Source organism: Listeria sp. ILCC796, assembly GCF_900186175.1.
Classification (GTDB): Bacteria; Bacillota; Bacilli; order Lactobacillales; family Listeriaceae; genus Listeria; species Listeria goaensis.
This window is the reverse complement of sequence record NZ_FYBV01000011.1, coordinates 1-13600: the sequence shown is the minus strand read 5'-3', so window position 1 is coordinate 13600 and position 13600 is coordinate 1. Positions and strand designations below refer to the sequence as shown.

The window sequence follows — 13600 nt, the reverse complement described above, 5'->3', positions numbered from 1 at the left end:
TGTAAAGAGTGATTTTTAAGGAGGAAGCTTTTTTTTATGTCGATCGAAGTAGGCAACAAGTTGCAAGGGAAAGTTACTGGGATTACTAATTTTGGAGCGTTTGTGGAGCTTGAAGGTGGCAAAACAGGTCTGGTCCATATTAGTGAGGTTGCAGATAATTATGTGAAAGATATTAATGATATTTTGACTGTTGGGGATGAAGTTACCGTTAAAATTATGAATGTTTCTGATGACGGGAAAATTGGTCTTTCAATTCGTAAAGCTGTAGATCGTCCAGAGCGTCCAGAACGCAATTACGATAAGAAGCCTAAATTCAATAAGAAGCCGGTAAGAAGTGCGAAGCCAGCGGAGAATTTTGAAGATATCATGGCTCAATTTTTAAAAGATAGTGAAGATCGTCTATCGACAATTAAACGTCAAACAGAATCAAAACGTGGTGGTCGTGGCGCTCGTCGCGGCTAAACCGATTATAGAAATAAATTAGGATGGGTGAAGCCCATCCTTGTTTTCTCATATAAAGATGGAAGAAAGGTCTTTTTTCATGGATGATTTTTTAAGACGTGTTGAAAATGAAATAGTGAAATATGACCTAATCCGGCCAAATGAAAAGTTGCTTGTCGCAGTTTCAGGTGGTCCGGATTCTTTGGCGTTGCTGCATTTCCTAATGAATCGCCAAGGCGCAAACAATCTAGTTGTTCTCCACGTGAATCATTTGCTTCGCGCTGAGTCAGACGAGGAAGCGGATTTCGTTCGCAGCTTTGCGGAGAGGCACAATCTTGCTTTTATCCAAAAGAAAGTAGACGTTCAGAGCTTGGCGGTTTCTGAAAAAAGAGGGATTGAAGAGACGGCGCGTCTTGTGAGGTATCGTTTTTTTGAGGAGTCGATGCTGGAGTCGGGGATTCAGAAAATTGCGCTTGCGCACCATGCTGATGATCAAATTGAAACGATTTTGATGCGTCTTGTTCGCGGAAGTTCAGGTACGGGGCTTTCTGGAATCCGTCCTATGCGTATGCTGGGTGAAGGTCATGTTATTCGTCCGTTTCTTTCCGTTTCGAAAAAAGATATTTTAGCCTATACGTCGGAACATAAGCTTCCATTTGTTGTCGATGCATCTAATGAAATGGATAATTTTACGCGGAATCGTTTTAGAAAACATATTGTTCCGCTACTTGAAAAGGAAAACGTTGGCATTGCTGAGCATTTTAAAAATTTTTCGGATGAAACGTGGGAGGATTTTCACTTTTTAGATGAAATGGCACTGTCCGAATTTGAGAAAATTGCTGTAAAAGAAGAGGGCTTTGTTAAAATAGAGCGAAATGCAGTAGAAAATATGGCGAATCCTTTACAACGGCGCATAATTCATTTACTATTAAAATATCTGTATAATAATGATATTCAAGATATTTCAAAGCGTCATATAGAAGCAATTTATGGTGTTATTCATGGAAATAATCCTTCTGCCACACTCAATTTGCCAAAAAACGTCATCTTTAGGCGTACATATGACCAACTAGAAGCATTTTTCTATAAAGAAGAGGTAAAGAAGGAATTTTATTATCAGATAGCTCCGAATGATCGGATTGAAATGTTAGACGGTTCTGTTTTTAAAATGCGACAAAAAAGCTCTGTCGTTCAAACAGCAGGCCTAAATGGCATTATTATAGATGCTGAGGCCGTTTCCTTACCCCTTGTTATTCGTAATCGCCTTCCGGGTGACAGAATGACACTCAAAGGGACTGGCGGGACGAAAAAATTAAAAGACATTTTTATCGATGCTAAAATCCCTAAATTCTTACGAGATACGATTCCTGTTGTAACAGATGATAATGGGAAAGTTTTGTGGGTGCCAGGTGTTAAGGAATCCTGTTATGTTGTAAAACCAAGTCGCGAAAAAAAGCAATTTATTATGAGGTATAGCAAGAATTTAGGAGGAAAGAAAAGCATGCATAACGATATTCAAAAGGTGCTAATTAGTGAAGAGGAAATTCAAAAGAAGATTCGTGAGCTTGGTGTTGAGTTAACGACAGAATATGAGGGACGTAATCCGCTAGTTATTGGCGTGTTAAAAGGTGCAACGCCGTTTATGACAGATTTAATTAAACGAGTCGACACCTACTTAGAAATGGATTTCATGGACGTTTCAAGTTACGGAAATGGCATGGTTTCGTCTGGTGAAGTCAAAATCATTAAAGATTTAAATACATCTGTTGAAGGACGAGATGTTTTAATTGTAGAAGATATTATTGATAGCGGACGTACACTTAGTTATTTAGTAGACTTGATTAAGTATCGAAAAGCAAAATCGGTGAAGCTCGTAACGTTACTCGATAAACCAGAAGGCCGAAATGTTGATATTGATGCCGACTATGTTGGGTTTATTGTCCCAAATGAATTTGTCGTTGGGTACGGACTTGATTTTGCTGAAAGATATCGTAACTTACCGTATATTGGTGTTTTAAAACCGGAAATTTATTCGGAGTGATAAAATTTCACTTTTGCCACGCTTTTTTGCTAAAATGTAAAGTATAAGTAAAAAGGTTGATAAAGTAAGTAGAAATTTTGCGAAACATGCAAATTAGTAGGCAACACGCCAGCGTTATGCTATTATTAATCTTAGTTTTTTAGCTCATAATACCTATTGGGGAATGACTTTACTAATAAATGAATCTTCGTGAGAGAAATTGAATTTCGGATGTGTTTTTTCGGAAAAATAGGGAAAAGTTTGTTGTTTCCTTGAAGCCAATTTTAAAAGTATAATCCAGGCTCTTACGTGGGAGGAGGTACGGAATGAACAGATTTTTTAGAAATGCAATATTTTATGTCATAATATTCCTAGTCATCATTGGAATTGTAGCTTCCTTTAACAATAATAAAGAGGCAGCCAAGGATATTAGTTATTCAGAGTTTATGACGAAACTGGAGGACGGGGATGTAAAATCATTTACTATCCAACCTGATCGCAGTGTTTATACAATTGAAGGTGAATTTAAATCTTCAGATAAATCATCAGAGGATGATAAGAAAGTATTAGGCCAAAATAAAAGTGATACGGCCTTCACAACTTATGCGCTTAGTAGTGATACGCTATTAACGGATATGCAAAAAGAAGCAGATAGCAATAAAACTAAATGGGAAGTTGTCCCAGCTAAACAAAATAATGGATGGGTTACCTTCCTTTCTTCCATTATTCCGTTCCTAATTATCATTATCCTGTTCTTCTTCTTAATGAGCCAGTCACAAGGTGGCGGCGGTGGTAAAGTAATGAGCTTTGGTAAGAGCAAAGCAAAACTTTACAATGACGATAAGAAGAAAGTGCGATTTACAAATGTTGCAGGAGCAGATGAGGAGAAACAAGAACTTGTTGAAGTGGTTGAGTTCTTGAAAGATCCGCGTAAATTTGCTGATTTAGGTGCACGTATTCCAAAAGGTGTGCTTTTAGTCGGACCACCGGGAACAGGTAAAACGTTACTTGCCCGTGCTGTAGCAGGAGAAGCGGGTGTGCCATTCTTCTCAATCAGTGGTTCTGACTTTGTAGAAATGTTTGTTGGTGTCGGTGCGAGCCGTGTTCGTGATTTGTTCGAAAATGCGAAGAAAAATGCGCCATGTATTATCTTTATCGATGAAATTGATGCTGTAGGTCGTCAGCGTGGTGCTGGCATGGGCGGTGGTCACGATGAACGTGAACAAACGCTTAACCAATTGCTCGTTGAAATGGATGGTTTCGGTGGTAATGAAGGTATTATCATTATCGCAGCAACGAACCGTGCAGATGTACTTGACCCAGCCCTTCTTCGTCCAGGCCGTTTCGACCGTCAAATTATGGTTGACCGCCCAGACGTAAAAGGCCGTGAAGCAGTATTACGCGTACACGCTAGAAACAAACCTTTAGCCAAAAGTGTTGATTTAAAAGCGATTGCGCAACGTACGCCTGGTTTCTCCGGGGCAGACCTAGAAAACTTACTAAATGAAGCGGCATTAGTTGCTGCTCGTGCTGATAAAAAGCAAATTGATATGAGTGATTTAGACGAAGCGAGCGACCGCGTTATTGCTGGTCCTGCTAAGAAAAATCGCGTTATTTCTAAAAAAGAACGCCGCACAGTTGCTTACCACGAAAGTGGACATACAGTTGTCGGTATGGTGCTTGATGAAGCCGAAACAGTTCATAAAGTAACCATTGTTCCACGTGGACAAGCCGGCGGTTACGCTGTCATGCTTCCGAAAGAAGACCGCTTCTTAATGACGAAAGCAGAACTTCTTGACCGAATTACGGGCTTGCTTGGTGGACGTGTTGCTGAAGAAATTACGTTCGGTGAAGTTACAACAGGCGCAAGTAATGACTTTGAACGCGCAACAGAAATTGCACGCCGCATGGTAACAGAATGGGGTATGAGTGATAAAATTGGACCGCTTCAATTCACATCAGGAAACGGTCAAGTGTTCATGGGTCGCGACTTCGGGAGCGATAAAGGATTCTCTGATAAGATTGCTTATGAAATTGACACAGAAGTTCAAAGCCTTATTCGCTACTGTTACGACCGCGCCAAAAATATTCTTTTAGAACATAAAGAGCAACATGTTCTAATCGCGGAAACACTTCTTGAAGTGGAAACGCTAGATGCTCGCCAAATTCGTTCGCTATTTGATGACGGTGTAATGCCTCCAGATGCGGATACATTAACGGTTGAAGAATATCCTTCCGAAAAAGATGATGAAGAACCAAAATCTTTTGATGAAGAAAAAGCGGAATTGAAGCACGAAGAAGCAACTGAAGAGAAAACGCAAGAAACGACATCAGAAGAAGCTGAAAGTGCAGAAGAAAAACCACAAGATAAAAAAGACAACGAATAATAATAGAAAGGACTAAGCATACGTGCTTAGTCCTTTCTTAGAACAAAAACGAGGTGTGAAGGCAATGATTTTAGTCATCGACGTAGGAAATACAAATTGCACGTTTGGGGTTTATGACGGTGAGGAGTTGAAGCGGACTTTTCGGATTGCGACAGATAAGGCGAGGACGGCAGATGAATTAGGGATGCTCGTATTAAGCTTTTTAAACCATGAAAAAATATTACCAGAACAAGTGACGGATGTTGTGATTTGTTCGGTAGTGCCACCCGTTATGCATGCTGTTCAAACGATGAGCACACGCTATTTCCAAGTTGAACCGCTCGTTGTCGGGCCAGGGATTAAAACGGGTTTGAATTTAAAAGTGGAAAATCCGCGGGAACTGGGCGCCGACAGAATTGTGAATGCGGTCGCGGCTCTTGAAGAATACAAAAGCCCGATTATTATTGTTGATTTTGGCACAGCCACAACATTTTGCTACATTGACGAAAAAGGCACCTATCAAGGCGGAGCGATTGCACCAGGCATCATGACGGCGACGGAAGCACTTTACAATCACGCCGCAAAACTACCTCGGGTGGATATAAAAGCTTCGCAAAACGTAATTGGCAAGACGACAGTGACCTCTATGCAGGCCGGCATTTTTTATGGCTTCATCGGCCAATGTGAAGGGATTATTTCGGTGATGAAAAAAGAAGCCGGAACAAACCCAATTGTTGTCGCGACTGGTGGTTTGGCGCGTCTGATTACTGAGAAATCGACACTTGTCGATGTGGTGGATCCCTTTTTAACCTTAAAAGGATTGTACGTATTATATAAGCGAAATAAAGGAGAAAAGAAATGAACGATTATTTAGTGAAAGCTTTAGCATATGATGGTCGCGTGCGAATTTATGCAGCGATTACAACAGAAACAGTTAGCGAAGGGCAAAGGCGCCATGATACGTGGCCGGTAGCTTCCGCTGCGCTTGGCCGTACGATGACAGCGACGCTCTTTTTAGGTGCGATGCAAAAAGAAAATCAGAAAATCACAGCAAAAATTGAAGGAAATGGCCCAATCGGCGCAATTATTGCGGATAGTAATACGCAAGGTGGGGTCCGCGGTTACGTCACTAATCCGCACGTCAATTTTGCGGATTTAAATGAAGCCGGGAAACTAGATGTGCGCCGCGGCGTTGGGACAGAAGGAACGCTTTCTATTGTAAAAGATTTAGGTTTTGGCGAAAATTTTACTGGCCAAATTCCAATTGTATCAGGGGAAATTGCTGAGGACTTCACGTATTATTTGGCAAACTCCGAACAAATCAACTCATCTGTAGGTGTAGGCGTCCTTGTTAATCCTGATACGACAATCAAAGCGGCCGGCGGTTTTATGCTGCAACTTCTGCCAGGTGCTGATGACGCGCTAATTACCGAAATCGAAAAGAATTTGGCGAAATGCCCAACTGTTTCGCGCATGATTGATAGCGGGGAAACGCCAGAAAGTATCATCGCGCTTCTTGCGGGTGGTGCTGAAAAAGTAAAAATTTTAGAAACGATTCCTGTCCGTTTTGAATGCAACTGTTCAAAAGAGCGCTTTAAAACAGCGATTATTTCATTAGGCAAAGACGAAATTCGTGCAATGATTGATGAAGAACACGGGGCGGAAACGGAATGCCATTTTTGCCGAAACCATTACCATTTTTCGGAAGAAGAGTTGGAAAGTTTATATGAAGAAGCGAAATAAAAAATCATCCGCGTTATGCGGATGATTTTTTATTTAATCACTCGTCGCCACCATTCTTACCATAAAAATACATTAGAAAGCTGTTTCAAACGATAAAGATTCCCAATCGATTTTTAAAATTGACAAAACAACTCGGAATTAGGTAAAGTAAAAGAAAAGCTATTTGGAGGAGTGTTGAAATGAAAATTGCGAATTCAATTACAGAATTAATTGGAAATACCCCTATTGTAAAGTTAAATCGCTTACCGGAAAAAGGTAGTGCGGACGTTTATGTGAAGTTAGAATTTCAAAATCCAGGTGGGAGCGTGAAAGATCGCATTGCAAATGCTATGATTGAAGCAGCTGAAAAAGAAGGTGTCTTGAAGCCTGGTGATACAATCATTGAGCCGACAAGTGGAAACACAGGAATTGGTCTTGCGATGGTAGCAGCTGCAAAAGGGTACCATGCAATTTTCGTTATGCCAGATACAATGAGCCTTGAAAGACGTAAACTTCTTCAAGCATACGGTGCAGAACTTGTGCTCACAAAAGGTGCAGACGGTATGAAAGGGGCCATTCAAAAAGCAGATGAACTTGCTAAAGAACATGGTTATTTTATCCCGCAACAATTTCACAACCCTGCAAACCCACAGGTTCATGAAAAAACGACTGGTCCAGAGATTGTCGAAGCTTTCGGTAAAGATGGGCTTGACGCGTTCATTTCCGGCGTAGGAACTGGTGGTACTGTTACTGGTGCAGGACACGTGTTACGAAAAAATTATCCGGATATTAAAATCTATGCTTTAGAACCAGAAGAATCGCCTGTATTAAGTGGTGGTGCTCCTTCGCCGCATAAAATCCAAGGCATTGGGGCTGGATTTGTTCCAGATACACTGGATACAAAAGTATATGATGGTGTCCTTAAAGTGGCTAGTGAAGATGCTCTAGTTACCGCGCGTGAAGTTGCGAAAAAAGAAGGGATTTTAGTTGGGATTTCTTCTGGAGCGACAATTAAAGCTGCTTTAGACCTTGCTAAGGAGCTTGGCGAAGGAAAAAAAGTGCTTGCAGTTGTGGCGAGCAACGGTGAACGCTATTTAAGCACTGCGTTATATAATTTTGATGAGTAATAGATAATAGAAGGAGATGAGTGTCGTCACTCATCTCTTTTTATGTATAGAAATAAAATTCTAATCTTTTTCTAATCTTCTACACAGTAGAAACACTTTTTTTGCGCGTATGATGCATTTATAAGCTAACAACAAACAAAACATTTTCATTTCTTTCCCTTTTTAGAATGAAAATCCAAAACTCCCTTTTGGACCAATGCGGTTTACTCCCTTTTTTCCGCATTGGTTTTTGTTTGCGTAAAATGAAAAAAAGAAAATGAAACTCTTAACAAACTTTCATTTTCCTCACAGAAGATTTTAGGGAAATCTGTTTATTATATAGTTATAAGCTAACAACAAACAAAACATTTTCATTTTCCCCTTTTAAATGAAAATCCCAAAACTCCCTTTTTTAGCCAGTGTGGTTACTCCCTTTTCCACACTGGTTTTTTATGTCTAAAAGAAAACGTATATTCGCAAAGATTTTGAAATCTGTTAAAATATAGTTGTATAAGAATTGTCATTGTGACACCCAAATACCCTAACTGGTCAGAGCTAGGGTATTTTTTATGGGTTCAGAAGTTTGTTGTCGTCTAATTTCCATTACGCCGACCTTCTAATATGTGTTTGAAAAGCGTAATTACGCAACCAACTACAATCGGCGCAATTAAACTGGTATATAGAATTGCCATGTGTGCACCTGCCCTCTAACGAAATTCGTCAAAGGTAGACAATCATTTTATTATACCTTTTCATTCAAGAGGTGGCTATAGAATCACTGATAAAGCTAGATTTGGCGAAGTTTTACTATCTTTATGGAATAAAAAATAGAATGAGAAGAAAAAAATTAATTTCTTAATGAACTTTCATTTTTCTCACAGTAGATTTTAGGGAAATCTGTTTATTATATAGTCATAAGCTAACAACAACAAAACATTTTCATTTCTCCCCTTTAAATGAAAATCCCAAAACTCCCTTTTTGACCAACGTGGTTTACTCCCTTTTCCACGTTGGTTTTTTATGTGCTTTAAAACAAAAGAGGCTGCTATGAGCTATTTTGATGCTATAATAATGAAGAGAGGTGAGGCTATTGGTTAAAAAATGGGAGAAGTCACAAACCAGTCTAGTGATGGGGATTTTAAATATTACACCAGATTCATTTTCAGATGGTGGCGCATATATGGACGTGCAGGAAGCTGTTTTACATGCTGAAAAGATGGTGCTAGATGGTGCTAGTATTATTGATGTTGGTGGTGTTTCCACTCGCCCGGGACATTCGGAGGTTTCGATTCATGAGGAAATAAACCGTGTTATTCCTGTTATCAAAGCTCTACGCAAGGCGCTACCAAATACATATTTATCCATTGATACATGGCGCAGTGAGGTGGCGGAAGCAGCAGTGCTCGCTGGTGCCGATCTGTTAAATGATCAATGGGGCGCGAAAAAAGATTCTAAAATGGCGGCAATTGCTGCTAAATATGATATTCCGATTTGTTTGATGCATAACCGAATGGACCGGGATTATGAAAATTTTATGGAAGAAGTGAAGGCTGACTTAGAAGAAAGTGTTGCAATTTGTCGGCGGGCTGGCGTTAAAGATGAACATATTATTTTAGATCCGGGATTTGGATTTGCAAAATCGGTTGAGCAAAATTTGGAAGTCCTACGCCGCATTGACGAAATTGTCGCGCTAGGCTTTGAAGTTTTACTTGGAACGAGCCGTAAGTCAACAATCGGTCAAGTTTTAAACCTAGAAACAAACGATCGTATTGAAGGCACGGGAGCAACCGTCGTGTACGGTCTGGCGAAAGGCTGTCGTATTGTTCGTGTTCACGATGTGCTTGAAATAGCAAGAATGGTTAGAATGACAGATGCTATTATGGGACATATTGCTTTAAAAAACGAAAAAGGGTGAGAAAATGGATAAAATCTACTTAAATGAACTAAATTTCTATGGTTATCATGGTGTTTTGCCGCAAGAAAACCAGTTGGGGCAAGTTTTTCAAGTGTCTCTGGTGCTTCATTTATCGACGAAAGAAGCAGGGCGGACGGATAGTGTTGAGGATACGGTAAGTTATGCGGACGTTTACGAAACGGTGAAGGAAATTACTGAGGCGCGCGAGTTCAAATTGATTGAAGCACTTGCGGAAACAATTGCTACGGAAGTTTTGCGAGATTATGCAAAGCTTGAAGCCGTCACAGTGAAAGTCATTAAACCGAATCCGCCAATTCCGGGCCATTATCATTCTGTTGCGGTTGAAATTTATCGTGAGCGGAGTGTGGACTAAATGGCGCAAGCATTTTTATCTCTCGGTTCTAACATTGGTGAAAAGCTGGAAAATCTCACGCAAGCGGTTAAATTGCTGGCAGAAAATCCGAACATCACTGTTGAAAAAGTTTCCAGTGTTTACCAAACGGAGCCAGTTGGTTATGAGGATCAGGATATATTTTTTAACATTGCCGTTCAAATCGAGACAAGCCTCGCGCCAGAAGCGCTTCTCGATACATGTTTAAATGTTGAAAAGGAACTCGGTCGCGTGCGCTTGTTTAAATGGGGACCGCGGCTCATCGATGTAGATGTTTTGCTCTATGATGACATTCAAATCGATACCGAAAAACTCAAAATTCCACACCCTTTTATGCAGGAAAGAGCCTTTGTGATGTTGCCTCTTTCAGAAATTGCGGAGGAAGTCGCCAAAACTTACTTAGTTGAAAAATTAATCGAAAATCAAGGGATAAAACGGACAAATTTTCATCTAAAGTGGTAAAAAAAGCACTTGCGAAACTTTTAAACTGTGTTAACATAACACTAGCGTATGAAAAAGGAAAGAGGAAGGGGCTTTAAAAGCATGTTTCAAATTGGTGATGTGGAGATTAAAAACCGTGTAGTCGTTGCTCCGATGGCCGGAATATCAAACTCCGCTTTTAGACTTACAGTGAAAGAATTTGGTGCTGGCCTAGTGTGCTGCGAAATGATTAGCGGCAAAGGCATTGAGTACCGCAACCAAAAAACGATTGATATGCTCTATATAGATGAAAAAGAAAAGCCGTTAAGCTTACAAATTTTTGGCGGTGAGAAGGAAACGCTTGTGGAAGCTGCGAAATTTGTTGCAGAAAATACGACGGCGGACATTATCGACATTAACATGGGTTGTCCAGTTAATAAAATTATTAAATGTGAAGCGGGCGCCAAATGGTTGCTTGACCCGAACAAAGTGCACGATATGGTAAAAGCAGTCGTGGCGGCAATTGACAAGCCAGTTACCGTGAAAATGCGTATTGGCTGGGATGATGAGCATGTTTTTGCTGTAGAAAATGCCTTGGCTGCTGAAAGCGCTGGTGCCGCAGCAATTGCGATGCACGGGCGGACGCGTGTACAAATGTACGAAGGTGTCGCAAATTGGGATATCTTGCGCGATGTAAAAAAGGCTATCAAAATTCCGTTTATGGGAAACGGCGATGTGAAAACGCCAGAAGATGCCAAACGAATGCTTGAAGAAACGGGTGCTGACGGTGTCATGATTGGTCGTGCTGCACTTGGGAACCCGTGGATGATTTATCGTACGGTGAAATATTTGGAGACGGGCGAACTTATGCCAGAACCAGAACCGCGCGAAAAAATTGAAACGGCCTTGCTCCACTTAGACCGCTTAATCGCACTTAAAGGTGAAAATATTGCGGTTCGTGAGTTTCGTCAACATGCCGCTTACTATTTAAAAGGCGCGCGTGGGAGCACTCGAGCAAAAGTTGCGGTGAATCAAGCGACTGAAAAGGCAGAAATGGAAAAAATTCTACTTGATTTCGTTAATCAATATGAAGAGAAAAACCTGATTAAACCGTCTTAAATTCACTTTTAAAAGTTGGCACGCAAATTTGTGTCAACTTTTTCTATAATTAGGGTGGAAAAATAGTATATAAAAAGCGTATAATGAAATCATCTGTTTATAATGAAAAGAATAGGAGTGTCATGATATGACTCACGAAAACCACGAAGAATTAAATGATCAGTTAATCGTTCGCCGTGAAAAAGTTGATACTTTGCGGAATATCGGTGTGGATCCCTTTGGTGAAAAATTTGTCCGTTCCATTAGCCCGGAAGAAATGGAAGTAAAATACAAGGACAAATCAAAGGAAGACTTAGAAGAAGCAAATATCGAAGTTTCTGTCGCGGGACGAATCATGACAAAACGCGTAAAAGGGAAAGTTGGTTTCACGCACATTCAGGATCGTTTCCACCAAGTTCAAATATACATCCGCAAAGATAATATCGGTGAGGAAAAATACGATGTCTTTAAACTAGCGGATCTAGGCGATATCATTGGCATTAAAGGAACTGTTTTCCGCACAAACACTGGGGAACTTTCGGTTAAAGCAACGGATTTTATGATGCTGACAAAAGCGCTTCGCCCGCTTCCAGATAAATACCACGGCTTAAAAGATGTGGAGCAAAGATACCGTCAACGTTATTTAGATCTCATTACCAACGAAGAAAGCCAAAAGCGTTTTGTTATGCGTAGCAAAATCTTAAAATATACACGCGACTATTTAGATGATAACGGTTATTTAGAAGTCGAGACGCCGGTGTTGCACACTGTTGCCGGCGGAGCAGCCGCAAAACCATTTACAACGCACCACAACGCGCTTGACATGGACTTGTATTTGCGTATCGCACTAGAACTCCATTTAAAACGCCTTATCGTAGGAGGTATGGACAAAGTCTACGAAATCGGCCGAGTTTTCCGCAACGAAGGAATTTCAACTCGCCATAACCCAGAATTCACAATGCTTGAATCCTATGCTGCATATGAGGATTTTGAAGATGTGATGGACTTAGTCGAAGGGCTCGTATCCTACGTAGCGGAAAAAACTACAGGTGGAACAACGGTAACTTACGGCGAACACGAAGTAAAACTAGCACCAGGCTGGACGCGAATCCACATGGCAGACGCTGTCAAAGAATATGCAGGTGTTGATTTATGGAATGTCACAACTGAAGAAGCTCGCGAACTTGCGAAAAAACACAATGTCGAAATCACAGAACACATGACATATGGCCATATTCTAAACGAATTTTTCGAGACTTTCGTCGAAGAAAAGCTCATTCAACCAACATTCGTATACGGACACCCAGTTGAAATCTCTCCTCTGGCTAAAATGAGTAAAACTGACAGTCGTTTCACCGACCGTTTTGAACTCTTCATTGTTGGACGCGAACACGCAAATGCCTTTTCGGAGCTAAACGACCCAATTGACCAACGCTCCCGTTTTGAATCCCAACTAATCGAACGCGAACAAGGAAATGACGAAGCCCACGAAATGGACGACGACTTCCTAGTAGCGCTTGAACAAGGCTTGCCCCCAACCGGCGGCTTAGGGATAGGCATGGACCGTTTGATTATGCTGCTTACAAATGCGCCATCAATTAGAGATGTATTGCTGTTCCCTACGATGAAACATAGAGACTAATAAAAAGCGTGTAGCATTTATAAATTGCTACACGCTTTTTTAAAAGTTAAACGGAGGATAATTTTCTGTAAAAAAACAATTTTTCCTAAGAGAAAAAACTTTTGTAAATATGCTTGCAAAGCCTTTTGAAACATGGTATATTTATAAACGTTCCAGCCAAATGTGTGGAGGTTGAAAAAGTTTTTTAGAAATAAAAAAAGTATTGACTTTACATACTGACTGGTGTAAGATATAAGAGTTGCTGAAAGAAGCAATGTGACCTTTGAAAACTGAACAAAACGAAGATGAAAAAGCGATGAAACAGATGTTTCACCAATCAATTCATAGGACAGGAAACAAAAAGATGTTTCCAAAAAAAGTAAGAAACAAGCTAGCAAAGTCAATTTGTGACGCTAAGGAAACTTATTCACGGTGTTGAATAAGTATTCAAATTCGATTTATTTTAAAGAGAGTTTGATCCTGGCTCAGGACGAACGCTG

At 40.5% G+C, this 13600-nt stretch carries 12 protein-coding genes; 11 read left to right on the top strand and 1 reads right to left on the bottom strand.

What is annotated here, in order from left to right; genetic code table 11:
- Positions 1-36 precede the first annotated feature (36 nt).
- The 6 genes from CFS04_RS11050 to cysK all read left to right on the top strand — a co-directional run bounded on the left by CFS04_RS11050 (position 37) and on the right by cysK (position 7676).
- On the top strand, positions 37-462 hold the full coding sequence (locus CFS04_RS11050; protein ID WP_088810745.1) for a S1 domain-containing RNA-binding protein: 426 nt from the start codon (positions 37-39) through the stop codon (positions 460-462).
- A 79-nt stretch (positions 463-541) separates the two neighbouring features.
- On the top strand, positions 542-2482 hold the full coding sequence (gene hpt, locus CFS04_RS11045) for a hypoxanthine phosphoribosyltransferase (protein WP_088810838.1): 1941 nt from the start codon (positions 542-544) through the stop codon (positions 2480-2482).
- A gap of 305 nt (positions 2483-2787) precedes the next feature.
- Entirely contained in the window at positions 2788-4848 is a 2061-nt protein-coding gene (gene ftsH / locus CFS04_RS11040) for an ATP-dependent zinc metalloprotease FtsH (RefSeq protein ID WP_088810744.1), read from the top strand.
- 64 nt (positions 4849-4912) lie between these two features.
- Positions 4913-5689 (top strand): type III pantothenate kinase, encoded by a 777-nt coding sequence (locus tag CFS04_RS11035; protein WP_088810743.1) that lies wholly within the window; start codon positions 4913-4915, stop codon positions 5687-5689.
- Positions 5686-6570 (top strand): Hsp33 family molecular chaperone HslO, encoded by an 885-nt coding sequence (gene hslO / locus CFS04_RS11030; RefSeq protein WP_088810742.1) that lies wholly within the window; start codon positions 5686-5688, stop codon positions 6568-6570. The genes CFS04_RS11035 and hslO overlap by 4 nt, the downstream gene beginning before the upstream one ends.
- 179 nt (positions 6571-6749) lie before the next feature.
- Complete coding sequence (cysK, locus tag CFS04_RS11025) at positions 6750-7676, top strand: cysteine synthase A (protein ID WP_088810741.1); 927 nt, start codon at positions 6750-6752, stop codon at positions 7674-7676.
- Between the two features lie 572 nt (positions 7677-8248).
- On the opposite strand, the gene CFS04_RS12930 is transcribed toward cysK, so the two are convergent.
- The gene (locus tag CFS04_RS12930) at positions 8249-8347 is read right to left on the bottom strand and encodes a type I toxin-antitoxin system Fst family toxin (RefSeq protein ID WP_117584604.1); all 99 of its coding nucleotides are present in this window, start codon (positions 8345-8347) and stop codon (positions 8249-8251) included.
- A 437-nt stretch (positions 8348-8784) separates the two neighbouring features.
- Here CFS04_RS12930 and folP point away from each other — a divergent pair, with 437 nt between their 5' ends.
- The 5 genes from folP (at position 8785) to lysS (ending at position 13121) form a co-directional block, all read left to right on the top strand.
- A complete protein-coding gene (gene folP, locus CFS04_RS11020; RefSeq protein ID WP_088810837.1) occupies positions 8785-9570 on the top strand; it encodes a dihydropteroate synthase in 786 nt (261 codons plus the stop codon).
- A 4-nt stretch (positions 9571-9574) separates the two neighbouring features.
- Entirely contained in the window at positions 9575-9943 is a 369-nt protein-coding gene (gene folB / locus CFS04_RS11015) for a dihydroneopterin aldolase (protein WP_088810740.1), read from the top strand.
- Positions 9944-10423 (top strand): 2-amino-4-hydroxy-6-hydroxymethyldihydropteridine diphosphokinase, encoded by a 480-nt coding sequence (gene folK, locus CFS04_RS11010; protein ID WP_088810739.1) that lies wholly within the window; start codon positions 9944-9946, stop codon positions 10421-10423.
- Between the two features lie 81 nt (positions 10424-10504).
- On the top strand, positions 10505-11500 hold the full coding sequence (gene dusB / locus CFS04_RS11005; RefSeq protein ID WP_088810738.1) for a tRNA dihydrouridine synthase DusB: 996 nt from the start codon (positions 10505-10507) through the stop codon (positions 11498-11500).
- A gap of 127 nt (positions 11501-11627) precedes the next feature.
- Positions 11628-13121 carry a lysine--tRNA ligase gene (lysS, locus tag CFS04_RS11000; RefSeq protein ID WP_088810737.1) on the top strand — a complete coding sequence of 498 codons (1494 nt, stop codon included), beginning with the start codon at positions 11628-11630 and terminating at the stop codon, positions 13119-13121.
- Positions 13122-13600: the final 479 nt, after the last annotated feature.